General features: G+C 62.1%; 18 protein-coding genes. 13 read left to right on the forward strand and 5 right to left on the reverse strand.

All coding sequences use genetic code 11. The annotated features are described in order from the left end of the window. Window positions 1–8: 8 nt before the first annotated feature. The 5 genes from PRZ03_RS04315 to argA all read right to left on the reverse strand — a co-directional run bounded on the left by PRZ03_RS04315 (window position 9) and on the right by argA (window position 6,760). Window positions 9–3,164 (reverse strand): bifunctional diguanylate cyclase/phosphodiesterase, encoded by a 3,156-nt coding sequence (locus PRZ03_RS04315; RefSeq protein ID WP_263531975.1) that lies wholly within the window; start codon window positions 3,162–3,164, stop codon window positions 9–11. A 325-nt stretch (window positions 3,165–3,489) separates the two neighbouring features. Then, window positions 3,490–3,786 carry an H-NS histone family protein gene (locus tag PRZ03_RS04320; RefSeq protein WP_263531976.1) on the reverse strand — a complete coding sequence of 99 codons (297 nt, stop codon included), beginning with the start codon at window positions 3,784–3,786 and terminating at the stop codon, window positions 3,490–3,492. A gap of 170 nt (window positions 3,787–3,956) precedes the next feature. After that, window positions 3,957–5,003, reverse strand: coding sequence for an extracellular solute-binding protein (locus PRZ03_RS04325; RefSeq protein WP_263531977.1), 1,047 nt, complete (start codon window positions 5,001–5,003; stop codon window positions 3,957–3,959). 108 nt (window positions 5,004–5,111) lie between these two features. Next, entirely contained in the window at window positions 5,112–5,384 is a 273-nt protein-coding gene (locus tag PRZ03_RS04330; protein ID WP_263531978.1) for an oxidative damage protection protein, read from the reverse strand. Between the two features lie 35 nt (window positions 5,385–5,419). Next, complete coding sequence (argA, locus tag PRZ03_RS04335) at window positions 5,420–6,760, reverse strand: amino-acid N-acetyltransferase (protein ID WP_263531979.1); 1,341 nt, start codon at window positions 6,758–6,760, stop codon at window positions 5,420–5,422. 31 nt (window positions 6,761–6,791) lie between these two features. Between argA and hrpA the strand changes: the two genes are divergently transcribed. The 13 genes from hrpA to PRZ03_RS04400 all read left to right on the forward strand — a co-directional run bounded on the left by hrpA (window position 6,792) and on the right by PRZ03_RS04400 (window position 26,584). After that, window positions 6,792–10,739: an ATP-dependent RNA helicase HrpA gene (gene hrpA / locus PRZ03_RS04340; RefSeq protein ID WP_409993925.1), complete on the forward strand. Its 3,948-nt coding sequence runs from the start codon at window positions 6,792–6,794 to the stop codon at window positions 10,737–10,739. A gap of 136 nt (window positions 10,740–10,875) precedes the next feature. After that, window positions 10,876–12,747, forward strand: a complete 1,872-nt coding sequence (locus tag PRZ03_RS04345) for a serine/threonine protein kinase (RefSeq protein ID WP_273599178.1) — start codon at window positions 10,876–10,878, stop codon at window positions 12,745–12,747. A 72-nt stretch (window positions 12,748–12,819) separates the two neighbouring features. Next, on the forward strand, window positions 12,820–15,279 hold the full coding sequence (locus PRZ03_RS04350; protein ID WP_273599179.1) for a serine/threonine protein kinase: 2,460 nt from the start codon (window positions 12,820–12,822) through the stop codon (window positions 15,277–15,279). A 96-nt stretch (window positions 15,280–15,375) separates the two neighbouring features. Next, on the forward strand, window positions 15,376–16,470 hold the full coding sequence (gene apbC / locus PRZ03_RS04355) for an iron-sulfur cluster carrier protein ApbC (RefSeq protein WP_263531983.1): 1,095 nt from the start codon (window positions 15,376–15,378) through the stop codon (window positions 16,468–16,470). A 257-nt stretch (window positions 16,471–16,727) separates the two neighbouring features. Beyond that, window positions 16,728–18,398, forward strand: coding sequence for a methyl-accepting chemotaxis protein (locus tag PRZ03_RS04360; RefSeq protein WP_273599180.1), 1,671 nt, complete (start codon window positions 16,728–16,730; stop codon window positions 18,396–18,398). Window positions 18,399–18,470: 72 nt separating this feature from the next. Then, window positions 18,471–19,004 (forward strand): DUF3305 domain-containing protein, encoded by a 534-nt coding sequence (locus PRZ03_RS04365; RefSeq protein WP_263531984.1) that lies wholly within the window; start codon window positions 18,471–18,473, stop codon window positions 19,002–19,004. After that, window positions 19,004–19,576, forward strand: coding sequence for a DUF3306 domain-containing protein (locus tag PRZ03_RS04370; protein WP_273599181.1), 573 nt, complete (start codon window positions 19,004–19,006; stop codon window positions 19,574–19,576). Before PRZ03_RS04365 ends, PRZ03_RS04370 begins: the two co-directional genes overlap by 1 nt. After that, entirely contained in the window at window positions 19,494–21,638 is a 2,145-nt protein-coding gene (locus PRZ03_RS04375; protein ID WP_273599182.1) for a 4Fe-4S dicluster domain-containing protein, read from the forward strand. Before PRZ03_RS04370 ends, PRZ03_RS04375 begins: the two co-directional genes overlap by 83 nt. Continuing rightward, entirely contained in the window at window positions 21,635–22,273 is a 639-nt protein-coding gene (locus tag PRZ03_RS04380; RefSeq protein WP_273599183.1) for a TorD/DmsD family molecular chaperone, read from the forward strand. Before PRZ03_RS04375 ends, PRZ03_RS04380 begins: the two co-directional genes overlap by 4 nt. Window positions 22,274–22,370: 97 nt before the next feature. After that, window positions 22,371–22,625: a formate dehydrogenase gene (locus PRZ03_RS04385; protein WP_273599184.1), complete on the forward strand. Its 255-nt coding sequence runs from the start codon at window positions 22,371–22,373 to the stop codon at window positions 22,623–22,625. A gap of 95 nt (window positions 22,626–22,720) precedes the next feature. Beyond that, on the forward strand, window positions 22,721–25,708 hold the full coding sequence (locus PRZ03_RS04390) for a formate dehydrogenase subunit alpha (RefSeq protein ID WP_273599185.1): 2,988 nt from the start codon (window positions 22,721–22,723) through the stop codon (window positions 25,706–25,708). A 13-nt stretch (window positions 25,709–25,721) separates the two neighbouring features. Beyond that, window positions 25,722–26,357 (forward strand): formate dehydrogenase FDH3 subunit beta, encoded by a 636-nt coding sequence (fdh3B, locus tag PRZ03_RS04395; protein WP_263531989.1) that lies wholly within the window; start codon window positions 25,722–25,724, stop codon window positions 26,355–26,357. Then, the gene (locus PRZ03_RS04400; protein ID WP_263531990.1) at window positions 26,354–26,584 is read left to right on the forward strand and encodes a hypothetical protein; all 231 of its coding nucleotides are present in this window, start codon (window positions 26,354–26,356) and stop codon (window positions 26,582–26,584) included. Before fdh3B ends, PRZ03_RS04400 begins: the two co-directional genes overlap by 4 nt. The last annotated feature ends 6 nt before the right edge of the window (window positions 26,585–26,590 follow it).

Consider the following 26,590-nt stretch of genomic DNA (forward strand, 5'->3'; position numbering starts at 1 on the left):
GCGCGAGTCTAAGGCAAGGCCGGTGTGTCGCCGCGCAGCGGCGTGAGCCAATCGGTATTGGCGAACTCGCGGACCCAGCTCTGCACCTCGGCGGCAGGCATCGCCGGCGCAATGCCATTGCCCTGGCCTTGGCTGCAGCCCAGGCGCAAGAGCGCCCGCGCATGGGCGGCGGACTCTACGCCTTCGGCGACCACGCTGCAGCCAAAGTTGCCGGCCAGACGAATCACACCCTCAACCAGGGTGCTGTCTTGCTCATCGATCAACATATTTTGAACAAAAGAGCGGTCAATTTTCAGCACGTCGACCGGCAGGCGCTTCAAGTAGGTCAGCGTCGAGTAGCCGGTGCCGAAATCGTCCAACGCGAAGCTGACGCCGAAGGCGCGGCATTGCTGGATCAAGGAGTGGGTGGTTGCGATATCAGCCAGCGCGGCCGACTCCAGCACTTCCAGACACAGATGCTCCGCCACCGGCACTTGATGCCTGTTGATCAGCTCTTGCAAGCGCAGCGCAAAGTCGGGCATTTGCAATTGTCTGGCCGTGACATTGACGCTGATGTTCAGTCGCAGGTCGGCCTTCAACCATTGCGCGCTTTGCCGCAAGGCCTGCTCAAGTACCCAGTCGCCCACTTGCACGCCCAAGCCGGTCGCTTCGATCAAGGGCAAAAAGTGCAGGGGGCTAAGCAGGCCCCGGTCAGGGTGTTGCCAGCGCAGTAGCGCCTCCATGCCCAGCACTTGGCCGCTGCGCATATCGATCTTGGGCTGGTAGTGCAGCCGCAGCTCACCCGCGTCGAGCGCTTGCTGCACGCGGGCCAGCGCGATCAAGCTGGCTTCATCGCGCAGCCGTTTGGCGGTGTCAAACAACTGGTAGCCATGCCGCCCTGCATGCTTGACCCGGTAGAGCGCATGGCCGGCGTGGCGCAGCAGCGTTTCGGGGTCGGAATTGTCCTGGGGGAACAGCGTCGCGCCTATGCTGGCGCTGATATGGATGCTCAGGGCTGCGGTCGCGGGCGCGCCGTTCTGGCTCAAGTGATAGGGCTCGGCCAAGACCTTGAGCAAACGCTCCATGGCGAGCTGTGCTTCTTCGGGGCTGTTGCTGCGCAGCAAGAGGCCGAACTCGTCGCCCCCTAGCCGGGCCACGCAGTCAGACCACTGCGGCGAACTGCGCAGTGCTGCTTGCAGGCGCTGGGCGACCAGGTGCAGCAAGGCATCGGCGATGGCGCCGCTGTACTGGCTGTTGACTTGTTTGAACTGATCCAGGTCGACCCGGCAAATGCTCAGGCGAAAGCCTTCGCGCTCGGCCACTTGCAGCCCTTGGCGCAGCATCTGCATGAAAGCGTCTGCATTGGCCAAACCCGTCAAGGGGTCGATGCTTGCCTGGTGTTGCAGCAAGGCTTGCTGCTGCAGACTTTGCGTGATGTCCGACACGCTGACCACGTGGTAACGCAAAGGCCCATCGGGCTCGGGAATGGTGGATACGGTCAGTTGCAAATGGCAAGGCGTGCCATCGGCCCTGTCGGTCTGCACCTGGCCTTGCCAAAAGCCGTGCGCTTGCAGCGCTTCTTGCAACTGAGCCGGGGTCAGACCCGAGCGGTGCAGGCTGCCGGCTTGTAGGGGTGCGGCTGCAAACCCGAGCAAGGCCTCGCGGCCAAGGCCCAAGATGCGGCAATAGCTGGGGTTGGCGTCCAGCACCCGGTGTTCGGTATCGGTGACCAGCAAGCCTTCATGCAAATGCTGAAACAGGCTGACGCTCATGCGCTGGCGTTCTTGTGCCGTGTGCCGCCAGCTGACATCGCTCAGGGTTGTCAGCAGCCGGGTGGCCCGGCCCTTGGCATCACGTTGCTGCACATGGGCTCGGAACTCGAACCAAGTCCATTCGGCCGCAAGGCCGGCCGTTCCGGCGCGTGCTGCAGTTGCGGCAATTGCAGCAAGGCGCAGGGGCTCGCAGCAATCGTTCGCCGCCTGCGGTTCCGTCAGCAAGGCATCAAGGGCGGCGCGGACCCTGTCCTTGTCCAGCGGATGGGCGGCTGCCAAGCAGTCGAAAGGGTGGCTGGCGCTATCGCTCGCGACGCCGAGCTTGTTTGGCCAGTCGGAAGAGGCATAGGTTTGCCGGCCCCCGCCGGGGTGGAGCGTCCATTCCGCCAAGCTCATACCGACCGACTCCAGGGCGGCGCGCCAGCGTTGCCTCTCATGATGGAGTTCGCACCGGACGGCATGGACCAGCAATGGCAATGCCGCAGCAAGGCCCGCATAGCTCCACAGCAGCGTCATGCTGTGTTGCGGATCCAGCGACGCAAATGGCCCGGACGCTTGGGCCACGGCATCGGCTGCTGTTAAGGCAATCAAGAGCGCGGCTCCTGATGCCGCCGCCAAAGAACCGTACAGGGCCAAGCCTGCCAGCAGCAAGACCGGCAGCAGCCACCATGGACTTAGCCCAACTGCCCCCACCATCCCCGCAGTCTTTGCGTTGAGAAAAATAAGTACAGCGCTGCCGCCGCAGGCCAGCATCAAAGCGACCGAAGCAAGCCAATGGGCCGGGCGATGATCCAGACCTGACGCAGGCGAAAGAGCCACGGGGTTTTGCCGGCTGATCTGTATTCGAGCATGCCAAGCCATCAGCGCGGGCGCAGCGGTCAAGGTTCCCAATGCATGGCCGCCAAATCCGCAAGTCAAAGCGTCCCACCAAAGGCCGGCAGCCAGCTGGCCCTGCATATGAATGGCGCTCACGCTGGCTGCAGCGCTCAACAAGCTCCCGACCAGAACCCCGAAAACAAGGAACAAGAGCAAGTCTTTACGCCGTTTGAGCAAACGGTTGAAGCCAAGCGCTCTGAGCATGAGCAAAGCCAGCCCGGGTCCCAGCAGCCCGGCCATGGCCAGCAAAGCGGACAAACCAAGCGATGCACCTTGCAGCAAGGCCAAGCTCCCCAGGGCCAGAAGTAGCGGCCCCGTCGTCCGCCAGCCCCAGCAAGCCAGAGCAGCCAAGGCCACGCCGGCGGGCGGCCAAAACATGGCGATATGCGGTATTGATCCCAGCGACAACTGACCCAGTATGCCGGCGGCCAAGCAGGCGAGCAGCGCGCCCAGCAGGCGCAAGCCTTCCGAGTAATGCTTGGCAAGACGGGGCGACTCCATCGGTGCAGAGTCTTGCTTGAAAGTCAATTCATCCACGCGATATTCAGGACGGCAAAGGTTGGCTGTGGCGGCGGGTAAGTCCTGGATTCAAAAGGCCAGGCACAAAAAGGGCGAAAAGTGCAAGCAACAAAGAGCTAGCCAGGTACTTGACCGGAAAAGCGTCAAACACAGGCATAGTTTCGATGCGGCGCGATGCTAGCAGTTCGGGTAGCGATGTGCTTGGCTCAGACCCCCTTGATTCGGGCGGGGGGCTGTGCAAATTGGCAAATTAAAGTATTGTTTTGACAAGAAAAAAGCCACCCTGTGCAGGTGGCTTTTCTAAATACGCGAGCGGTCGATTAAACCGATACGCAGCACTCGCTCAAACGTGGAATTGATCCAAAGTGGCGCCGGCACCGAGGGCGGCCTTCAGCCATTTTGGCTGCAAACCACGGCCACTCCAAGTTTCCCCGGTGGCTTGGTTGCGATACTTGGCCGCAACCTTGGAAGTCTTGGCGACTTTTGGGGTACGGCTATTCAAATCGGCCACTGTCAAACCGTAGTCGTCCATCAGGGACTTAACCTTGGCGATCGCGTCGGCCCGCTCGCGATCTTTGGTTGACGAAATTTGTTCATCAAGAGCAGCCCGTTGGGCCAGAAGTTCTTTTAGCGATGCCATCAATGCAAATCCTCGCGAAGTTTTAGAGTCCAGCGAAAGCGAACAGCTTGATTATAGGCGCAGCTAGAATAAAAAATCCAATAAGTAATTACTCTGTGCGCCCAGACTCTGCTGATGCCGGAAATTTACACGGTTGGCACTGCCTATTTAGATATTGCTGGCGGTGCTGCTTACTTATAGCCGACCCGGTCCAGCATTTGCTGCACCTTGGGTAAATGGCTCCCAATCACCGCCACCGGGATGGTTTCGGTCTTGAATTTCCCCATTGATTCAAGCGCAGGGTTGCTGACGCGCAGGCCCGGCACGGCCGGCCATTCATTGTTGCCATTGGCAAAGTAGGCTTGCGCTTCGTCACCGCTCAAATACTCAAGAAACTTGACTGCGTTGTCACGATTCTTGGCATGTTTGGCCATGGCGCCACCTGCAATATTGATGTGCGTACCCCAGCTTTGCTGATTAGGGAAAACCACGGCAATTTTTTCCATCACGGCACGATCTTCCGGCTTTTCGGAGCGCATCACACGGGCCAAGTAGTAACTATTGGTGATGGCCACGCCGCATTCGCCGCTGGCGACGGCTTTGATTTGGTCGGTGTCCCCGCCTTTGGGTGGGCGTGCCATATTGGCCACCATACCTTTGAGCCAGTTCTCCGTTTCGACCGCGCCCAAATGTTCGTAAACCGCGCCAAATAATGACAGGTTGTAGGGGTGCGAGCCCGAACGGGTGCACAGCTTGCCTTTGATCTTTGAATTGGCGAGGTCTTGGTAGTTCAAAACGTCTTCTTTATTGACGTTTTGTTTGTTGTAAACGATCACGCGGGCGCGCGTCGACAGGCCAAACCAAGCCGTGCCTTTATCGGTCGGTTTGGCGCGCAATTGGGCGGGTATGCGCTCTTCTAGGCGGCTGGATTTGAAGGGCTGGAATAAGCCGTCTTCCTCGGCTTGCCAAAGCCTTGCCGCATCCACCAACAAAATGACGTCGGCTGGGCTGGCCGAGCCTTCGCTCTTTAACCTGGCCAACAGTCCCGCATCATCAGTATCAACTCGGTTGATACGAATACCGGTGGCTTTGGTGAAATTGGCGTAGAGCGCCTCATCGGTTTGATAGTGGCGCGCGGAATACAGATTCAGAACCTGTTCCTGCGCGTAGGCGCAGACGGTGCTGCCGGCGAGCAGGCTTGCGGCCCACAGCGTTTTTTTAAAGACAGAGAACGGCATGACGACTCCAAATCGCTTGAGGATTGATGTGGAGTGCATCTTAACAAGAATGATTCTTGTTTGCTTTGGTGGCGCAAATTTCGATTTGCGCCTTCACCCGAGCTTCGCTCAGGCCGCTGGCGGGACATAGCCCGCCACCGCTTCGGCGCCTTCGCCGAAGAAGAATTGCTCCATCTGCCTTGCGAGGTATTGGCGGGCGCGTTGGTCGGCGAGGTTGAGGCGGTTTTCATTCACCAGCATGGTCTGGTGCTTCATCCAGGCCGCCCAGCCTTCTTTGCAGACATTTTGGTAAATGCGCTTGCCCAAGTCCCCCGGGTAGGGCGCGAAGTCCATGCCTTCGCCTTCTTTTTTCATGTAAACACATTGCACGGTGCGGGCCATAACTACCTCTTTGAATGAATGATTGAAATTGAAAATCAGCTGAGTTTTTTGACCAGAACCTGCGAACGTCGGTCCCAGTTGTATTTGCGTTTGCGCTCTTCGGGCAGCCATTCCGGGTCGACCGGTTGGAAGCCGCGCTTGATGAACCAATGCATGGTGCGGGTGGTCAACACAAAGATGCTGGCCAGTCCTTGCGACTTGGCCTGCTGCTCGACGCGTTTCAGGATGCGGTCGCCGTCGCCCTGGCCTTGCACGGCGGGCGACACGGTCAAAGCGGCCATCTCGCCGGTGCGCGCCTCCACATAGGGGTAGAGCGCCGCGCAGCCGAAGATCACGCCGTCATGCTCGATGACGGTGTAGAGGTCGATGTCGCGCTCAATCTCGGTGCGGTCACGCTTGACCAGGGTGCCGTCGCGCTCCAGCGGCTCGATCAGCGCGATGATGCCGCCGATATCATCTGAGCCGGCTTCGCGCAGGCTTTCCAGCTTCTCGTCGACCACCATGGTGCCGATGCCGTCATGGGTGTAGACCTCCTGCAGCAGCGCGCCGTCCACCGCGAAGGGCACGATATGTGAGCGCTCTACGCCGGCCTGACAAGCTCGTACGCAATGGCGCAAGTAGAAGTTCACATCGCTTGGCTCGGTCGCGGGGGGCAAATTGGCCAACATGCGCACGGCATCGGCCAAGGTCAGCTCGGTGTCGACCGGGCTGTTGGCATCACCGGGCTGCTCGTGCACCCCATCACTTTCGCACACGAACAGCAACTTGTCCGCCTGCAAGGCAATCGCCGCGCTGGTGGCCACATCTTCCATATTCAAATTGAAGGCTTCACCGGTGGGCGAGAAGCCGAACGGAGACAGCAAGACCACCGCGCCGCTGTCGATGGCGCGCTGAATCGCCGCGCCGTCCACCTTGCGGACCACACCGCTGTGCTGGAAATCGACCCCGTCGACGATGCCGACCGGCCGCGCGGTCAAAAAGTTGCCCGACACCACCCGCACGGTCGCATTGGCCATCGGCGTATTCGGCAAGCCCTGCGAGAAGGCGGCTTCGATCTCGAAGCGCAGTTGCCCGGCCGCCTCTTGCGCGCAGTCGAGTGCCAGCGCGTCGGTCACCCGCATGCCATGGCTGTATTGGGGAGATTGCCCCTTGGCGGCCAACTGCTCATTGACCTGTGGCCTGAAACCATGGACCAAAACGATCTTGATGCCCATGGCATGCAGGATCGACAAGTCCTGCACAAAAGCATTCAGCTTGCCCGCTGCGACCAATTCACCCGGCATGCCAACCACAAAGGTCTCGCCTCGGTAAGCGTGAATATAGGGCGCCACCGAGCGGAACCAGGGGACGAAGGTGTGGGGGAAGACAAGACTCATGGACGCAATTGTGCCGCAGGCCTCGTTTTGACTGTCTTCAGCCGGGTCTTGTGGGCCCAGGCGCCGGCCGGTCGATAATCCGCGCCTCGTGAATGAATCTAGCTCCCCCCAAAAACCAGCAGTGCCCGCCCAAAAAGCGCCCGCTGCCCGCCGCCCCGGCCCGCCAGCCAATCCGCTGCCGCCCATCACTTTTCCAGAATCGCTGCCGGTCTCGAGCCGGCGCGACGATATTGCGCAGGCGCTGCAAGAGCATCAAGTCATCATCGTTTGCGGTGAGACTGGATCCGGCAAGACCACGCAGTTGCCCAAGATCGCTTTGGCGCTCGGGCGGGGCCGCGCCAATACCGGCAAGCTGATCGGCCACACCCAGCCGCGCCGGATTGCCGCCAGCAGCGTCGCCAAACGCATCGCCGAGGAGCTGAAAACCCCGCTGGGCGAGGTGGTCGGCTTTAAGGTGCGTTTCCAGGATCGGCTGTCGCCGGGGGCCTCGGTCAAGCTGATGACGGACGGCATTTTGCTGGCCGAAACGCAAACCGATCCACTGCTGCGCGCCTACGACACCTTGATCATCGATGAGGCGCATGAGCGCTCGTTGAACATCGACTTCTTGCTCGGCTATCTGCGTGAGGTGCTGAAAAAACGGCCTGACCTGAAGGTGATCGTCACCTCGGCCACGATTGACGCCGATAGATTCGCCAAACATTTTGAGTCGGCAAAAGGCCCCGCGCCAGTGTTGACCGTGTCCGGCCGGCTGTTCCCGGTCGAGCAACGCTACCGTCCGTTTGAGGAGTCACGGGAGTACGACCTCAATAACGCGATTTGCGACGCGGTCGATGAACTCTGGCGCGAAGGCGGCGGCGACGTGCTGGTTTTCCTGCCCGGTGAGCGCGAAATCCGCGAGGCCGCCGAGGCGCTGCGCAAGCACCATCCGCCCGGCGTCGAGGTCTTGCCGCTGTTCGCGCGCCTGTCCCAGCAAGAGCAGGACCGCGTCTTCGAGCAGCATGGCCAGCGCCGCATCGTCTTGGCGACCAATGTGGCCGAGACCTCGCTGACTGTGCCGGGCATCCGTTATGTGATCGACCCAGGGCTGGCCCGCGTCAAGCGCTACAGCTATCGCAACAAGGTCGAGCAGCTTCAAATTGAGCCGGTCAGCCAGTCCTCGGCCAATCAGCGCGCCGGCCGTTGCGGCCGCGTCGCGAACGGTATTTGCATCAGGCTTTACGACGAGAAAGACTACCTCGCCAGGCCGCGTTTCACCGACCCCGAAATCCTGCGCAGTTCGCTGGCCGGCGTGATCCTGCGCATGAAGACGCTTGGCCTGGGCCAGGTCGACGACTTCCCCTTCATCGAGCCGCCGCCGCGCAAGGCGATCGCCGACGGCTACCAACTACTTAACGAGCTGGGTGCGGTGGATGACGCCAATGAGCTGACGCCCATGGGCAAGGAGCTGGGCAAGCTGCCGCTCGACCCGCGCGTTGGCCGGATGATTCTGGAGGCGCGCAGCCGCGAGGCCTTGGCCGAGATTTTGATCATCGCCAGCGCCTTGTCCGGCCAGGATGTGCGTGACCGGCCGATGGAGCAGCAGCAAGCGGCGGACGAGCGCCACAAGAAATTCGATGACGATAAGTCGGAGTTTCTCGGTTACTTGAAGCTGTGGAAGTGGCTTGAGGAAAGTAAAGGCGGAGCTGGAGAGCACAAGCTCAGCCACCGCCGCTACGAGGCGCTGCTGCGCGAGAATTTTGTCAGCCCGCGCCGCGTGCGGGAGTGGCGCGATGTCTATTCGCAGCTGCACACGGTCGTGGCCGAACATGGCTGGCGCATGAACACCGCGCCGGCCACTTATGAGCAGGTGCACTTGAGCATGCTGGCCGGCCTGCTCGGTAATCTGGGTTGCAAGAGCGATGAGGACGAGTGGTATTTGGGCGCGCGGGGCATCAAATTCTGGCGCCATCCCGGCGCGCATCTCAGCAAAAAACCGGGCCGTTGGATCGTCAGCGCCGAGCTGGTCGACACCACGCGCCTGTTCGGTCGCGGCATCGCGGCGATTGAACCGCAGTGGCTGCCGGGTATTGCCGGCCATCTGATCAAGACCCAGTTGCTGGAGCCGCATTGGGAGAAAAAGGCGGCCGAGGTGATCGCCTTGGAGCGGGCGACGCTGTACGGCATCGTCATCTACGCCAACCGGCGTGTGAACTTTGGCAATGTGGATGCAGCGGCTGCGCGCGCGATCTTCATCCGCGAGGCGCTGGTCAACGGTGAGTGGGAATCAAGGCTGCCGTTTCTGGCACATAACAAGCGTCAGATCGCCCAGGTCGAGGAGCTGGAGCACAAGTCGCGCCGGCAAGACGTGTTGGTCGATGATGAGCTGATCTACGCATATTACGACGAACATCTGCCCGCCGATGTGGTGTCTGGCGCGACGCTGGAGCGCTGGTATCGCCACGCCTCCAAGGCCGAGCCCAAACTGCTGCAGCTCAGCCGCGATGAGCTGATGCGCCATGAGGCCGCCGGTATCACCAGCAATGCGTTTCCGAAGACGCTGCGCATGGGCGGTGTTGATTGCCTGGCGAGTTACTTGCACTCGCCCGGCGATGCGCGCGACGGCTTGACGGTCGATGTGCCGATCTACGCCTTGAACCAGGTCAGCGAGGAGCGCGGCGAATGGTTGGTGCCCGGCATGTTGGCGGCCAAGGTGCTGGTCCTGCTGAAAAGCTTGCATCAGCGCCCGCGCTCAAGATTGGTGCCGCTACCCGATTTTGTGGCCGAGTTCATTGCCGCCAATCCCTTCGGGCAGGGCGCCTTGATCGAGGTCTTGCTGAAGGCCGTCAAAGAGCGCACGCAGCTCGCGATTCAGCGCAATGACTTCAAGCTGGAGCAGTTGCAGCCGCATCTGTTCATGAACTTCCGCGTCATCGATGAGCATGGTCGCCAGCTCGGCATAGGCCGCAATCTGGCGGCGCTGAAGGCCGAGTTGGGCGGGCAGGCGAGGTCGGCGTTTCAGGCGCTGGCGGCGCTTCGTTTGCCAGCCTCTGCGCCGGCCTCTGCGCCTGCCGCAACCGAGCCAGCGCCGGTAAAGGGGGGCGGCATCCGCGCCGAGGTTAAAGCGCCACCCAAATCGGCGCGCGAAGTCAGTAAAACTTACACGGCCTGGACTTTTGGCGAGCTGCCCGAGTTGATGGAGGTGTCGCGCGGCGCGCAGACCTTGATCGGCTTCCCGGCGCTGCTGGACCGTGGCACGCATGTAGAGATCGAGGTTTTTGACGAGCCCGATGTGGCGGCGGCCCGCCACCGTCTGGGTCTGCGGCGTTTGCTGGCCTTGCAGCTGAAGGAACCGCTGAAGTTTTTGGAGAAAAACATCCCCGATTTACAAAAGATGTCGGTGCTGTTCATGAGCTTGGGCACGGCCGAAGAGTTGCGCGATCAGATCATTGGCGTGGCGCTGGACCGGGCCTTTCTGGCCGAGCCGCTGCCGACCGATGAGTTCAGCTTCAAGGCGCGCATCGATGAGGGTCGCTCCAGGCTGAATCTGATTGCGCAGGAAGTGGCGCGTCAGACCGGCGTGGTGCTGCTGGAATACGCCGCCGCCACACGCAAACTTAAGGATGCGCGCGCGCCCAAGGAGGCGAGTGAGGACATCACCGCTCAGCTTCAGCGTCTGCTGCCCAAGCAATTCGTCTCAGCCACGCCCTGGGCACAGTTGCAGCATCTACCGCGTTACTTGAAGGCCATCAGTGGCCGCTTGGAGAAGTTGCGTGCCGACCCGGCTCGAGATGCCAAGCTGCTGGCCGAGCTGCGCCCGTTGGAGCAACGCTACCTCAGGCGCGTGGTCGAGATGAAGGGTTCGCCCGACGCGCGCATGACGGATTTCCGCTGGCAATTGGAGGAGTTGCGGGTCAGCCTGTTTGCGCAGGAGTTGCGCACGCCGCAGCCCGTTAGCGTCAAGCGCTTGGAGAAGGTTTGGGCCCAATGGGCGCAGTGATGATGCAAATCTGAGGGGGTGGGCCGTCCGCACTGAAGAATGGGCCGTGAATGCTGCTCAGCTTGCCCTATCAAGAAGTGCGGAAATTGGGTTAAATGGCTGGCATTCAACCTAGCGGCTCCCTCGCCCCTGCCCTGTGCCCGATTCGACCTCCAATTCAGCCAATTCACCTGCTGCCGCAAAACCTGCCGCGCCGATGCGCCGCTTCGGCCGCTTTGAGTTGCGTCAGCTGCTGGGGAAGAGCTCGCGCAGCATGATGTGGCTGGTGTTTGACGCCAAGCTGGATCAGGAGCTGATGCTCTGTATGCCGCGTGTGGTGCCCAATAGTGCCGCCGCCACCGAGCATTGGATCAAGACCGCCAGCGCTGGGGCACGCGTCGTGCATCCCAATCTGGCCCATGTGATCGAGGTCGGGCAGGTCGAGAAATGGCCCTATATGGCGTATGACCGCGCCCTGGGCGAGACCCTGGATGAGCGCTTGACGCGCCAACCCACGCCCTTGCCGCTGGAAATTGCCGAATGGGTTTGCCAATATCTGGAAGGCTTGGCTTTTGCCCATGAGGCCGGCCATGCCCACCGCGACGTGCAGTGCTCGACGCTGATCATCGGCCCGAACAACCAGGTCCGGGTCTTGGGCCTGGAAGCTGCGCAAGAGGTTTTCCCTGCCAATGCCGACTACAACTCGGTGACCCGGCGGGCCATGCGTGATTCGGCCGCCGAGGATATTTTGTGCGTTGGCCTGATGCTGCATCGTTTGCTGACCGGCCGGCCTGTGCTGGAGCAGCCCGACCTTCATCTGGTCGTGCAGCAAATGCAGCCGACCGGGCACGAATTGGTGCGCATGGGCTGGGAGACGCCGCATCCGATTCCTGAGCCGCTGCGCGCGATTTGCAACCGAGCCACCGACCGGCAAGAGCGCCAGCGCTATCACATCGCTCGCAGCTTTTTGCGCGCCTTGGATGGTTGGCGCACCTCGGCCGGCCATGACGAGCAAGGGCCGATTGCGCTGCTGATCGACAAGCTGCAGCGCATAGGCCATTTGCCCAGCACCTCCACCGCCTTGCAAAGAGCCGGGCAATCGGCGGCCATGGACAGGCAGCACACCAGCGCCGTCGCCACCTTGGTGATGCAAGACATGGCCTTGGCGCTGGAGTTGCTGCGTCGGGTCAACAATGCCTTGAAGCAAAGTGGCGCGCCGGTAGACGGTACGGTGCTGAATATGCAGCGCGCCATCGCGATGCTGGGTTTGGAGGGGGTGCAGCAGGCCGCACGGGCACTCAAGCCTTGGCCCGGGCCCTTGAACGAGACGCAAGCGGTGATGCTGCAAAGCCTGATGAAGCGGGTGCACCGCGCCGGGCAGATCGCGCAGGCCTTGCGGCCGGCCGGCTATGACGCCGAGGTGGTCTACCTGATCACGGTGATGCAAAACCTGGGGCGCCTGCTCTTGCAGTACCACTTCCCGGATGACGCTCAGCAGATTCGCCAGCTGATGCAGCCGCCCGAGCCGACCGCTGATCAGCCGCACCCCGCCAGCATGAGCGAGCAGGCGGCGGCCTTTGCCGTGATGGGCTGCGATCTGGAGTCGCTCGGCGTGGCGGTGGCCAAGCATTGGAGTCTGGGTGAGGAATTGCTGCACATGATGCGGCGCCAGTCGCCCACTGCTGCATTGCGCGCCAGCGCCCACGGCAAGGAAAGTGACAACGAGGTGCTGCGCCTGACCTGCAGCCTGGCCAATGAATTGGTTGATGCCTTGATGCAGCCCGAGGCCAAGCGCGTGGTCGGCGTTGAGGTGGCCACCAAGCGCTACGCCCGCACCTTGGGGCTGGGCTTGAAAGATATTCAGCTGGCACTCAACCCCGAGGCCGCTGCACCGGTGGACCGGGGGCGCTCAGGCTTTATACCGCTGGACGGTAACGCGCCGAAGCCATCCGGCCTGCGGGCACGCTTTGCAGCCGAGGCCGCCAAGGCAGCAGCCGACGGTGGGCACAAGGGTGAACCACCCCATTGACCATATTGACCGCGGCCGCTGAACGGCTGCCAGCAGCCTTAGCCCAGCGCAGGACAGAGCAAACGACTTGAGATGAATGCCGACGACTCTTTGACCTATTCCTCTGCTGCGCCCAATCTGCCCGACTTGGGGCGTTTTCATTTGCTCAAGAAGTTGGGCGAGGGCGCACAAGCCACCGTCTGGCTGGCCCATGATCCCAGGCTTGACCGAGATGTGGCGCTGAAGGTCTTGCGCCCCGGCGCCGACCCGCTCAGCGTGGACGAATGGCTGCACGAGGCACGCGCCGTGAGCCGGCTGACGCATCCCCATATCGTGCCTGTCTTCGAGGCCGACAGCCAAGACGGGCAGTCCTATCTGGTGTTCGAGTATGTGGCCGGCGGCACCCTGGCGGATCGCCTGCTCGGCGGGCGCAATGCCGCCTTCGGTGCGCGTGCCGCCGTCGAGTTAATGCTGGGCATCTTGGACGGTCTGCAGGCGGCACATGCCGTCGGCGTTGTGCACCGCGACTTGAAGCCCAGCAATATCTTGATCGATGCCAAGGGCCGCGCCCGCGTGATGGACTTTGGTATCGCGGCGCGCTTGTCGACAGAAGCCCCCGGCATGGTCCCGGCGCAGCCGCAGCGCGTGGTTGGCACACCCGGCTATATCTCGCCCGAGGCCGCACGCGGCGAGCCGCCCAGTGCGCAGATGGACGTGTTTGCCGCAGCGGTGATGCTGGGTGAAATGCTCAGCGGTCAGCGCCTCAATTACGACCCCGACCCTTGGGCCTCGGTGCAGCGCGTGATCGACCAAGACCTGAATCTGCCGTCCAATTTGGGGCTGGATGTCGATGATGCGCTGCGCGCCATCGTGCAGCGCGGGCTGGCTCGCAAGGCCGCAGAGCGCTGGCCGACGGCCAAGGCCATGCATGACGCCCTGGCCGAATGGTTGTACCCGGCGCAAACAGCCGTGCCCGATGTGGTTGACGGCGCGGCGCTGGAGTTCTTGCTGCGCCGCATGCGCCACAAGAGCGATTTTCCGGCCATGTCAGATGCGATTGGCCGCATACAGCGCCTGACCGCCTCCGAAAACGGCAGCCTGGCCAGCTTGTCGAATGAAATTCTCAAGGACGTGGCGCTGACCCACAAGTTGCTGCGCCTGGTCAATACCGTGCAGTTCAGCCATGCCGGCGGCGGCAGCATCAGCACCGTCTCGCGGGCGGTCGCCTTGGTGGGTTTTTCCGGCATTCGCAATCTGGCTTTGTCGCTGATTTTGTTGGAGCGCATGGAAAACAAAGCCCATGCCCAGCAGCTGCGTGAGGAGTTCCTGCGCTCATTGATGGCGGCGTCGCTGGCGCGTGAGTTGTGCCTGAATCCGCGCGAAGCCGAGGAGGCATTTTTGTGCGCGATGCTGCACAACCTGGGCCGCTCCTTGAGTGAGTTCTATTTCCCCGAGGAAGCGCAGCAGATTCGACGCATCACGCGCACCGAGCGCATCGCTCAGGCCACCGGCCAAGCCGCACCGCCGCTCAACGAGGCGGCTGCTTCGGCGCAAGTGCTGGGCATGAGTTACGAGCAATTGGGGCTTGGTGTGGCGCGCCAATGGGGTTTGCCCGAGTCTTTGCAGCACAGCATGCGCCGCCCCGAAGGCGATCCGCCAACGCGCCGTGCCGAGCTCAGCGACGAGCGCCAGCGCTGGCTGGCGCATGCGGCCAATGATGTGGCGGATGTCATTTTGCACACGGACCCGGCCGAGGCGCATGGCCGCGTGCACGCGATGGCGCAACGCTATGCGCGCGTGCTCGGCGTGACGGCGCAGACCTTCGATGTGGCCGCCGATCAGGCCCGTCAGCGCTTGGCACAGGTGGCCGATGCGATGGGTATTCACCTGCCCAAGAACTCTCACGCAAGGCGCCTGCTGGCGCCGCTCAGCCCTACCGTCGATGACTCCTTGGCCGCGCATCAATTGCAGGCCACACAAATTCTGGAGCCCACCCAAACCCTGAGCGCGCAGCAGTTGACGCGGGAGCAAGCGGTTGAAATGATGGCCGCCGGCATTCAGGACATCACCAATGTGATGGTCGAGAACTTCAAGCTCAACGAAGTCTTGCGCATGATTTTGGAAACCATCTTCCGGGCCCTGGGTTTCCGGCGGGTGGTGTTTTGCCTGCGCGACCCCAAGCTGGAAGCCCTGACAGGGCGCTTTGGTCTGGGCGAGGGTGTCGAGGGCGTCGTGCCGGCCTTCAAAGTGCCGCTGCGTCTGGCCGACGGCGCCAATGCCGATCTTTTTGCCGCAGTCTGCCAAAAAGGTGTCGACACCTTGATTGCCGACGCCACCGTGGCCAAGATCGCCGGCCGTCTGCCGCTTTGGTATCGCGGCGAGGTGCGCGCGCCTAATTTCTTGCTGCTGCCGATGACGCTCAAGGGCGCGCCGTTCGCGTTGATCTATGCGGACAAGGCCAAGGCCGGCGGCATCGACTTGGGTGAGAAAGAGCTGCAACTGTTGCGCACCCTGCGTAATCAGGCGGTGATGGCGTTCAAGCAGGTGGGCTGAAGCCGCCGGCACCCGAGGGTTTTGGGGTCTGGGCTAGACTGCTCCCCAAGTCCGGGTTGCAGCCTGCAGCTCGGTGCACCTACCCGATAAGCCGACATGTCCAGTCTCCAAGAATCCTCCCTGCTGCAAGCCCTGCAAACCGTTGTTGACCCGAATACCGGCCAAGACTTTGTCGCCGCCAAACAGCTGAAGAATCTGCGCCTGGACGGCGCCGATGTGTCCTTTGAGATCGAGTTGGGCTACCCCGGCGCCAGCCAGATTGCTGAGTTGCGCCGCCAGTTGGTGGCCGCTGCCCGTACGGTGGCCGGCGTGGCCAATGTCAGCGTGCAAATCCACAGCAAAATCGCCGCCCACGCCGTGCAGCGTGGCGTGCAGTTGCTGCCCGGGGTGAAAAACATCATCGCCGTGGCCTCGGGCAAGGGCGGGGTGGGCAAGAGCACCACGGCCGCCAACCTGGCGCTGGCGCTGGCCGCCGAGGGCGCACGGGTGGGCATGTTGGACGCCGATATTTACGGCCCCAGCCAGCCCACCATGTTGGGTATCAGCGGCCGGCCCGAGAGCGAAGATGGCAAGCTGATGGAGCCGATGGAGGCTTACGGCCTGCAGATCATGTCGATCGGCTTTCTGGTCGAAGAAGATCAGGCGATGATCTGGCGCGGCCCGATGGCCACGCAAGCGCTGGAGCAACTGCTTCGCCAAACCCGTTGGCAGGAGCTGGACTATCTGATCGTCGACATGCCGCCCGGCACCGGCGATATCCAGCTGACCTTGTCGCAGCGTGTGCCGGTGACGGGCGCGGTGATCGTCACCACACCGCAAGACATCGCACTGATCGACGCCAAAAAGGGCCTGAAGATGTTCGAGAAGGTCGGCGTGCCGATTCTCGGCTTGGTCGAAAACATGGCCGTGCATATTTGCACCAATTGTGGCCATGCCGAGCACATCTTCGGCGCCGATGGCGGACAAAAAATGGCGCAGCAGTACGGTATCGACTATTTGGGCGGCTTGCCGCTGGCGATGTCGATTCGCGTGCAGGCTGACGCCGGCCAGCCCACCGTGGTGGCCGAGCCTGATGGCGAGATCGCCGGGCTTTACAAGGCTTTGGCGCGCAAGGTGGCGGTCAAGATCGCGGCTCAGGCGAAGGACTATTCGGCCAAGTTTCCGACCATCTCGATTTCCAAGTCGACCTGAATCCGCGCATCAAACGCACCGTTCTCCTTGGTGAAGAATCACATTTAAGCCGCCCGCGCTTGCACCGATAGCGATGGGGTGCCGGTAAAGAATAGAGCAGCGCTGTTGGCGCCTGAGCTTTGTGCCGGACGGGCTTGGGCGCGCGCGAGCGCATGGCAAGCGGGCCGGGTCGCTGCTCAAAAGAGTGCTCGAGCGCTAGTCTGTGGCCGCCGTGATCTGAGTGAATTCGTGTTCGCTTTTGCTCAAGGGATGGTCAGATGAAAACAGTCAAACAGATGTTCGGCACGGCCTTGGCTGTGATGGCGTTGGCGGTTGTGCTGCTGTTGTTTGCGATTTATCGCTTGCACGCGGCTGGCAACGCCTTGTCGAGTGCGGAGAAGTCGCGCTATGTGTCGTCGGCGCTGGCCGATGAACTGCGTCAAAGCTCGGATGACTTGACGCGCTTGGCGCGCACCTATGTGATGTCGGGCGACGCGAAGTGGGAGCGGCAGTACTTTGAAGTGCTTGACATCCGCAACGGCAAGAAGCCACGCCCTGCCGGTTACGAAAAAATCTATTGGGATTTCCGCGCGGCCGATACCGAGCCGGCCGTAGGCAAAGGCGGCAGCAGCACCATGCCGCTGCTGGATGCCATGAAGGCGGCAGGCTTCACCGAGGCCGAGTTCGGCAAGCTCAAAGAGGCAGCCGGTAACTCCGATGACCTGGTCAAGACCGAGACGGTGGCGATGAATCTGGTCAAGGGCCTGTATGACGACGGCACGGGCAAGTTCACCAAGAAAGGCGAGCCCGATTTACCCGCAGCGCAGGCCATGATGCATGACAAGAACTACCACCAATTCAAGGCCAAAATCATGAAACCGGTGGATGAGTTCTTGCGCATGCTGGATGCGCGTACCGAGGCGGCGGTGCTTGAGGCCCAGGCCTCGCAGGACCGCTGGTTCGCTATCGTCTTGGCCTTGGCGCTGTTGCTGGCGAGCTTGGGACTGGGCTTGCTGTGGTATGCCAAGCATTGGGTGGCACAGCGCCTAGGGGGCGAACCTTTCCAAGTGGTCGCGGCGGTGAAAGAGATTGCCGAAGGTAATTTGGCCGAACGCCTGCACAACCACAGCAGTGATGCTCACAGCGTGATGGGTGTGCTCACCTTGATGGTGGAACAGTTCTCAAAAGCTGTTTCTCAGGTGCGCAATGGCACCGATGGCGTGGCGACTGCCAGTGCCGAAATCGCTCAGGGCAATAACGATCTGAGTGTGCGCACCGAGCAGCAGGCCAGCAGTTTGCAGCAGACCGCATCTTCTATGGCGGTGCTGGGCGATACCGTGCGGCGCAATGCCGACAGCGCCGTGCAGGCCAATCAACTGGCCGCCAATGCCAGCTCGGTGGCGCTCAAAGGCGGCGAAGTGGTCAGCCAAGTTGTGGACACCATGAAGGGCATCAATGACAGCTCAAGGCGCATTTCCGACATCATCAGTGTGATCGACGGGATCGCTTTTCAGACCAATATCCTGGCTTTGAATGCGGCGGTGGAGGCGGCCCGTGCAGGTGAGCAGGGCCGCGGGTTTGCCGTCGTCGCCAGCGAGGTGCGCAGCCTGGCTCAACGTAGCGCCGAAGCGGCCAAGGAGATCAAACAGTTGATCAACGACAGCGTCGAGCGGGTCGAGCGCGGTACCAGCCTGGTTGACCAGGCCGGCGCCACGATGGATGAAATCGTGACGTCGATCAAGCGCGTTACCGACATCGTGGCGGAGATCAGCCACGCCAGCAGCGAGCAAAGCGCCGGCGTGGCCGAGATTGGTGCGGCTGTCGGCAAGATGGACCAGAGCACTCAACAAAATGCGGCGCTGGTGGAGCAAAGCGCGGCGGCCGCAGAGAGTTTGCGCCAGCAAGCGCAAAACCTGCAACAGGCGGTGGCAGTGTTCACTTTGCGCTGAAATCCCTTCTGCGCATGTCCCGCTCTGAAGGCTTGCGCCGCCCGGTCGGCGAGAGGGCGCTAGACTGCCCGAATGAATGCAGATGAAGTCGTCGCTTCCAGTTCCACTGGGCCTCTCGTGTCGCCGCACCGCCCTTCAGTGCGCGTGGCGGTGGTGATGGACCGCGAAGCCAATCCCAACCAGTGGGAGGCTTGGCGGTTTTCGGTGGCCGATGTTGTGGCGCATCAAGATGCATTTGGCACCGAGCCCCGCGTATTGCGCGACGATGGGAAACGGCAGACCCGTTTGTTCCCCTGCTTCGATTTAGAGCTTTTTGCAGACGAAGCCGAGGGCTATTTTCTCAATCTGAACAGCGGCGCGCCGGTCTGGTTTGTTGTGTGGCGCCTTGATGATGAGGACCCTTCGCATGCTTGGGCGGAGCGCGTCAGCCTGAGCTACACGGAGGCCGGCCGCTGGCTGGACGCGCAGGAGCGCGTAGACAACGTGCCGCTGCCGGCCGATCTGGCGGCTTGGTTGCAGGCCTTTACCGCTGAGCATTACCGCCCCGAAGTCAAGAAGGAGCGGCGCCGCCCACAGTCCTTCTTGCCGCCGGGGGAGCGACGCTGATGGGGGCTGCTGAAGATAAAGACGCGTCGACACAGGAGCCGGCCGGGTTCCTGGCGCGTTGGGGCCGCCGCAAGGCCGAGGCTAGGGCGCAGGTGACTGCGCCGCCCGTGATTGCCCCTCTGCCTGAAGAGGCTGTTGCTGTAGAGCCGTCACCCGAGCCAGCCCCCAGTTATGCCGACGTTGAGGCGTTGACGCCCGCGAGCGACTATGCACGCTTCATGAATCAAGACGTCGACGCCGGTGTGCAGCGGGCGGCGATGAAGAAGCTGTTCTTTTCCGACCCGCATTTCAACGTGATGGACGGGCTGGATACCTATATTGATGATTACAGCCTGCCTGACCCTCTCCCTTTGAGTACGTTGCGGCAGTTGCACCAGAGCAAGGCCTTGGGCCTGTTTGCGCTTGAAGAAGAAGAGCAAGAAAAAGTTGCAGCCCAACAAGACCTGACCCCGCGGACCTCTGCGCTTACCGAAACCCCGAGCATCCTTCATGACGACGACCACGCTGATTTGCGACTGCAACAAGACGATGCCGCTGGACGGCCCGGCCCTGAAAGCGGCGCTGGGGCCTGAAGCCGGCGCTGGGCTGGAGACCACCCACACCTTGCTGTGTCGCCGCGAGGCCGGCGCTTTTCAGCGTGCAGCCAAGTCCGGTGACGATGTCTTGGTGGCCTGCACGCAGGAGAGCCGGCTTTTTCAGCAACTCAATGAGCAAACCGAGGGCGCGCTGCCGCTCAGCGAGCGGCCGATTCGCTTCGTCAATATTCGCGAGACGGGCGGCTGGTCCAAAGACGGCCGGCAGGCCAGCCCGAAGATCGCTGCGCTGCTGGCGCTGGCGCAATTGCCCGATGCTGCGCCGGTGCCGACGGTCAGTTATCGCTCGCAAGGCCGGGCGTTGATCATTGGAGATGCTGAGCGCGCCGCGCGTGCGGCCGAGATGCTGGCGGACAAGCTGGATTTGAGCTTGCTGATACAGCCAGGGCAGGGCGCTTTGCCGCAGACCCGCACGCTGCCGGTCTTTGCCGGCGAGCAGGTGCAGATCAGCGGTTGGCTGGGTGCGTTTGAAGTCAGCTGGACGCAGCGCAATCCGATTGATCTGGACCTGTGTACCCGCTGCAATGCTTGCGTCGATGCCTGCCCTGAAGGCGCGATCGATTTCAGCTACCAAATTGATTTGAGCAAGTGCAGCAGCCACCGTGACTGCGTCAAGGTTTGCGCCGCCGCCGGAGCCATAGATTTTGATCGCTCGCCACAAAGCCGCAGCGAGCCGTTCGATCTGGTGCTGGACTTGAGTTCAGCACCTTTGATCACCCTGCATCAACCGCCACAGGGTTATTTCCACGCCGCTGACGATGCGCAGCTGATGGCCGCCGTCTTGCAACTGCGCGAGGCGGTCGGTGAGTTCGAGAAGCCCAAGTTCTTCAACTATAAGCAAAAGCTCTGCGCGCACAGCCGCAATGAGCAGATCGGCTGCAGCGCTTGCATCGATGTGTGTTCCGCGCAAGCGATCCGCAGCGATGCGTCCCGCAAAGGCAAGGCCGGCGGCGCGACCTTGGCCGGCATCATCGTGGAGCCGCATCTGTGCGTGGGCTGCGGCGCTTGCACCACGGTTTGCCCCAGCGGCGCATTGAGTTATGCGACGCCCGGCCCTGACGCCCAGGGTCAGCGCATACGCACGCTGCTGAGCACCTATGCCCGTGCCGGCGGCAAAGACGCAGCGTTGCTGATTCACAGCCAAGGCGGCGGCGCCAAGCTGATCGGCGACTTGGGCCGCACGGCGCGCACGCAGGCCGCTGTGCACGGCGTGCCGGCGCGCGTCTTGCCGCTGGACGCCTGGCACACCGCGTCCATCGGAATGGAGCTGTGGCTGTCGGCGGTTGCCTATGGCGCTTCCCAGGTCTGGGTCTTGATGACGAGTGAAGAAGCACCCGACTACCGCGCGGCCGTGCGGGAGCAAATGGCGACGGCACAGGCGATTCTGAGTGGTCTGGGCTTCAAGGGGCAACACCTGACCCTGATCGAGGCCGCCAATGTGGCCGCACTGGATCTGGCGCTGCAAGCGCGGCCGGCTGAATGCCTTGGGCAAGCAGCCGCTTACCGCGTGCTGGCCGACAAGCGCGCCACGCTGGAGCTCTGTCTCGAGCACCTGATGGCCCAGGCCCAAGCCGTACCTGAGGAAATTGCCTTGCCCGAGGCCAGCCCCTTCGGCGGCCTGATCGTCAACGCTGACGCCTGCAGCATGTGCCTGAGTTGCGTCAGTGCCTGCCCGGCCGGCGCCCTGGCCGACAACCCCGACAAGCTGCAACTGCGTCTGATCGAGAAGAACTGCGTGCAATGCGGCCTCTGTGCCAGCACCTGCCCGGAAGGCGCCATCACGCTGCAGCCCCGGCTCCTGCTGGCCGATGGCGGGCGGCAGCGTAAGCAGCTGCAGGTCTTGAATGAAGTCGAGCCCTTTTGCTGCGTGCGCTGTGCCAAACCCTTCGCGACGCCAAAGGCGATCGAGCTGATGTTGGCCAAGCTGGGCGCCCACCCGATGTTCCAAGGCGCAGCGCGTGAGCGCCTGCAGATGTGCAGCGACTGCCGCGTCATCGCTATGCACAGCAACCCGCATGAAGTCAGGATCAACGACCTATGAGTAGCAGCGTTCCCCTTGAGTTTCAAAGCCCCGAGAATATTGGCAGCAGCGAAGAGCTGGCGCGGGCCGAGGTCTACGGCCTGTTGGCCGAGCTTTTCTTCGCGCCACCGAGCCAGGATTTGTTTGATCAGCTGCGTGTGGCGGTGACTGAAGCACCGATGGCCGGGGCCTTTTTGGAGCGCAGCTGGGGTGAGTTGGTGGGCGCCTCGAGACGACTGAGCTTGAGTGCGGTCGAAGCCGAATATGTGGCCCTTTTTGGCGGCGTTGGTAAGCCGGCAGTTTGCGTGTTCGCGTCTTGGTACCTGGCTGGCGCGCTGAATCAACAGCCCTTGGTCCAGGTGCGCCGCACGCTGGAGCTGCTCGGGCTGGAGCGGCCGCAGGGCGTGCTGGAGACCGAAGACCATATTGCCAGTCTGTGCGAAGTGATGCGTTACTTGATCGCAGGCGATGACCTGAGCGTCAGCAATCTTGCCGCGCAGCAGCGTTTCTTCAACAGTCATTTGCGCGCTTGGGTCGACGGCCTGTGCGACGCCCTCAGCGCGCAGGCGCAGGCAAACTTTTATCGTGCCGTGGCAGATTTCGCTCGGGACTTCTTTGCGGTTGAAGCGCAAGGATTCGATCTGCTGGAAGTTTAAATTGGCGTCGTCTGTGCGCTGCGCGGGTGTAGCCCGATGCACGAAACGCACAACAACGCTATATTGCTGTGGCACGCGTTTTTTGGAGTCGATGAACATGATCACGAGCAAAAGTCCAGTCACCCAAACGAGGGACGAGGCCGATGTCGCCCCGGCAGCCGGGGCTCTCAAACGACGCGGTTGGTTGCTCGGGCTAGGTGCGGCGGGTGCCGCGGCCGTGGTGGTCAAGGCTTTGCCTGTAGGCCAGGTGGCCCAAGCGGAAGTGGCCGTCGCCGAAGCGCTGACTCCAGAGGCTGGCGGCTACCAGCTGAGCCCCCATGTCTTGCGTTACTACGAAACCGCGCGCTCTTGAGCCGTCGAGTTGATCGTTCGCTTTTGATGGGTCTTTGCGCTTCGCTGCCGGACTGAATGGGTGGTGCCCTGTGCACCAAGCCCGATGGAGACAATATGTTGTTGACACGTAAAGCTTCTTCCTCTGCCACCACTGAAGGCCAGGCATCGGCCGGCTTGGTGAGCAGCCTGGCCCGAGGTCTCGATGGGCAAAGCCGCCGGGCCATTCCGACCATGGACCGGCGTTTGTTTTTGCGCCGCTCTGGTTTGGGCTTGGGTGCAGGGCTGGCGGCAACGCAGCTGAGCTTGGTGCAAAGAAAAGCCCAGGCCGCCGAAACCGCCGCACCCGCTGCCGGGCCCGGGGCCAAGGTAGAGGTCAAGCGCACCGTCTGCGGCCATTGCTCGGTCGGCTGCGCGGTCGATGCGGTAGTGGAGAACGGCGTTTGGGTGCGCCAAGAGCCGGTGTTTGATTCGCCCATCAATCTCGGCGCCCATTGCGCCAAAGGTGCGGCGCTGCGTGAGCACGGCGCCGGCGAGCACCGCCTGCGCACGCCGATGAAGCTGGTGAATGGCAAATACCAAAAGATCAGCTGGGACGTTGCGCTGACCGAGATCAGCGCCAAGATGCTGGAGCTCAAAAAGCAAAGCGGGCCGGACTCAGTCTTCATTGTCGGCTCCTCCAAACACAATAACGAGCAGGCCTATCTGCTGCGTAAATGGGTCAGCTTCTGGGGCAGTAATAACTGCGACCATCAGGCGCGCATCTGCCACTCAACCACGGTGGCCGGCGTGGCCAACACCTGGGGCTATGGTGCGATGACCAACTCGTACAACGATATGCGCAATTCCCGCGCTGCGATGTACATCGGCTCCAACGCGGCCGAGGCGCATCCGGTCTCGATGCTGCATATGCTGCATGCCAAGGAGCATGGCTGCAAGATGATCGTGGTTGACCCGCGCTTCACCCGCACGGCGGCCAAGGCCGACGACTATGTGCGCATCCGCTCCGGCTCCGACATTCCTTTTGTGTTCGGCCTCGTTTATCACATCTTCAAGAACGGCTGGGAAGACAAGCAGTACATCCACGACCGTGTTTTCGGCATGGACAAGGTGCGCGAAGAAATCATGGTCAAGTGGACGCCGGACAAGGTGCTCGAAGCCTGCGGTGTTGATGAAGCCACTTGCTACAAGGTCGCCAAGACCTTGGCCGACAACCGACCCAGCACCATCGTCTGGTGCATGGGCCAGACCCAGCACACGACCGGCAATGCGGTCGTGCGGGCGTCTTGCATCTTGCAGCTGGTGCTGGGGAACGTAGGGGTCAGCGGCGGCGGCACCAATATCTTCCGTGGCCACGACAACGTCCAGGGTGCCACCGATGTGGGCCCGAATCCCGATTCGCTGCCCGGCTACTACGGCCTGGCCGAGGGCGCTTGGAAGCATTTCGCCAAGATCTGGGACGTTGATTTCGAGTGGATCAAGAAACAGTATGCGCCGGGCATGTTGACCAAGCCCGGCATGACCGTCTCGCGCTGGATCGACGGCGTGCTGGAGAAGAACGAACTGATCGACCAGGAAAGCAATCTGCGCGGCCTGTTTTTCTGGGGTCATGCGCCCAACTCGCAGACCCGCGGCCTGGAAATGAAAAAGGCGATGGACAAGCTCGACCTGCTGGTCGTCGTCGACCCGTTCCCGTCGGCAACTGCGGCCATGGCGGCCATGCCAGGCAAGGCTGATGAGCTGAACCCGAATCGCGCCGTCTACCTGCTGCCCGCCTGCACGCAGTTCGAAACCAGCGGTTCCTGCACGGCGTCGAACCGCTCGATCCAGTGGCGCGAGAAGGTGATCGAGCCGCTGTGGGAGTCGCGTACCGATCACATGATCATGTATCAGCTGGCGCAAAAGCTTGGCTTCGACAAGGAGTTGATGAAGAGCGGCAAGCTGGTGCCGGGCAAGGGCGGCATGATGGAGCCGGAAACCGAGTCGCTGCTGCGCGAAATCAACCGCGGCCTGTGGACGATTGGCTATACCGGCCAGAGCCCGGAGCGGCTCAAAGCGCATATGCGCAATATGAATGTCTTTGATGTCAAGACCTTGCGCGCCAAGGGCGGCATCGACAAGGAAACCGGCTACAAGCTCGATGGCGACTACTTCGGCCTCCCTTGGCCCTGCTACGGCACGCCCGAACTCAAGCACCCAGGCTCACCGAATCTCTACGACACCTCCAAGCATGTGATGGACGGTGGCGGCAACTTCCGCGCTAACTTCGGGGTCGAGCGTGACGGGGTCAGTCTGCTGGCCGAGGACGGCTCGCATTCCAAGGGCTCGGCCATCACCACCGGCTACCCGGAGTTCGACCATCTACTGCTCAAAAAACTGGGCTGGTGGAACGACTTGACCGAGGCCGAAATGAAGCTGGCCGAGGGCAAGAACTGGAAGACCGATCTGTCCGGCGGCATCCAGCGCGTCGCGATGGCGCATGGCTGCCATCCCTTCGGCAATGCCAAGGCGCGCGCGGTGGTCTGGAACTTCCCCGACCCGATTCCGCAGCACCGCGAGGCTTTGTTCTCGACCCGGCCGGACCTGATCGCCAAGTACCCGACGCATGATGACAAGAAGAGCTTCTGGCGCCTGCCCACGCTGTACAAGAGCGTGCAAGACAAGAACATTGACATTGGCAAGACATTTCCCTTGATCATGAGCTCGGGCCGCTTGGTCGAGTATGAGGGCGGCGGTGAGGAGACTCGCTCGAACAAATGGTTGGCCGAGTTGCAACAGCATATGTTTGTCGAGATCAACCCGGCGACTGCCAATGACCGCGGCATCCGCGATGGCGAGGATGTCTGGGTCACCACCCCGACCGGCGCCAAGCTGACCGTACGCGCGCTGGTGACCGAACGGGTGGACCGCGACACCGTCTGGCTGCCCTTCCACTTCTCGGGCCGCTGGCAGGGCGTTGATCTGCTGCAGCATTACCCGGAAGGCGCGGCGCCGATTGTGCGCGGCGAGGCGGTCAATACCGCCACGACCTATGGTTATGACAGCGTGACGATGATGCAAGAGACCAAGACGACGGTCTGCCAAATCGCTAAAGCCACCGTCTAAGGGGAGTACTGACATGGCAAGAATGAAATTCATCTGTGACGCCGAGCGCTGCATCGAGTGCAATGGCTGCGTCACCGCCTGCAAGGCCGAGCATGACATCCCCTGGGGCGTCAACCGCCGCCGCGTCGTCACGCTGAACGATGGCGTGGCGGGCGAGAAGAGCATCTCGGTCGCCTGCATGCATTGCTCGGACGCACCTTGCATGGCGGTCTGCCCGGTCAACTGCTTTTATCGCACCGACGAAGGCGTGGTGCTGCATGACAAAGACATCTGCATCGGCTGCGGCTACTGCTCTTATGCCTGCCCCTTTGGCGCGCCGCAGTTCCCCAGCACGGGCGCCTTTGGCTTGCGCGGCAAGATGGACAAGTGCACCTTCTGCGCCGGTGGCCCGGAAGAAAACGGCAGCCAGGCCGAGTTTGAAAAGTATGGCCGCAACCGCCTGTCAGAAGGCAAGCTGCCGGCCTGTGCCGAGATGTGCTCAACCAAGGCCTTGCTGGCCGGCGACGGCGATGTGGTCGCCGACATCCTGCGCAACCGCGTGCTGGTGCGCGGCAAGGGCAGCGAAGTCTGGGGTTGGGGTACGGCTTATGGAAAACCAAGTGACGGCAGGCCAGTCGGCGGTGCCAAGCCTGAAGAGGCGAAATCATGAGGGCCCGGCTACTGGCGCTGGCCGTGATCGCCTTGTTGAATGTGCAGGGCTGCGGCGAACGCGAGCAAAAACTGGTGAAGAAGGCTGGCTCTGATACGTCGACCTGGAGTGCCAGTGCAGCCGCCAATCCGGCCTTCAAGGCGCCGGGATGGACGCCCGGTGATCAGGCCTCCTGGGAGGGCCAGATTCGGCGGCGCAACCAATCGCAGAACGACTACTCGCGTTGATCGCGG

This window comes from Roseateles albus, assembly GCF_028595345.1.
GTDB classification, from domain to species: domain Bacteria; phylum Pseudomonadota; class Gammaproteobacteria; order Burkholderiales; family Burkholderiaceae_C; genus Paucibacter_A; species Paucibacter_A albus.

Bases quoted from the DNA above. Each gene is read 5' to 3' on its own strand.
- apbC (WP_263531983.1), top strand. From the start codon at position 15,376: ATGTCCAGTCTCCAAGAATCCTCCCTGCTGCAAGCCCTGCAAACCGTT.
- PRZ03_RS04375 (WP_273599182.1), top strand. From the start codon at position 19,494: ATGACGACGACCACGCTGATTTGCGACTGCAACAAGACGATGCCGCTG.
- PRZ03_RS04400 (WP_263531990.1), top strand. From the start codon at position 26,354: ATGAGGGCCCGGCTACTGGCGCTGGCCGTGATCGCCTTGTTGAATGTG.
- PRZ03_RS04325 (WP_263531977.1), bottom strand. From the start codon at position 5,003: ATGCCGTTCTCTGTCTTTAAAAAAACGCTGTGGGCCGCAAGCCTGCTC.
- PRZ03_RS04330 (WP_263531978.1), bottom strand. From the start codon at position 5,384: ATGGCCCGCACCGTGCAATGTGTTTACATGAAAAAAGAAGGCGAAGGC.
- PRZ03_RS04370 (WP_273599181.1), top strand. From the start codon at position 19,004: ATGGGGGCTGCTGAAGATAAAGACGCGTCGACACAGGAGCCGGCCGGG.
- PRZ03_RS04385 (WP_273599184.1), top strand. From the start codon at position 22,371: ATGATCACGAGCAAAAGTCCAGTCACCCAAACGAGGGACGAGGCCGAT.
- PRZ03_RS04320 (WP_263531976.1), bottom strand. From the start codon at position 3,786: ATGGCATCGCTAAAAGAACTTCTGGCCCAACGGGCTGCTCTTGATGAA.
- PRZ03_RS04350 (WP_273599179.1), top strand. From the start codon at position 12,820: ATGAATGCCGACGACTCTTTGACCTATTCCTCTGCTGCGCCCAATCTG.
- PRZ03_RS04380 (WP_273599183.1), top strand. From the start codon at position 21,635: ATGAGTAGCAGCGTTCCCCTTGAGTTTCAAAGCCCCGAGAATATTGGC.
- fdh3B (WP_263531989.1), top strand. From the start codon at position 25,722: ATGGCAAGAATGAAATTCATCTGTGACGCCGAGCGCTGCATCGAGTGC.
- PRZ03_RS04365 (WP_263531984.1), top strand. From the start codon at position 18,471: ATGAATGCAGATGAAGTCGTCGCTTCCAGTTCCACTGGGCCTCTCGTG.
- PRZ03_RS04390 (WP_273599185.1), top strand. From the start codon at position 22,721: ATGTTGTTGACACGTAAAGCTTCTTCCTCTGCCACCACTGAAGGCCAG.
- argA (WP_263531979.1), bottom strand. From the start codon at position 6,760: ATGAGTCTTGTCTTCCCCCACACCTTCGTCCCCTGGTTCCGCTCGGTG.
- PRZ03_RS04360 (WP_273599180.1), top strand. From the start codon at position 16,728: ATGAAAACAGTCAAACAGATGTTCGGCACGGCCTTGGCTGTGATGGCG.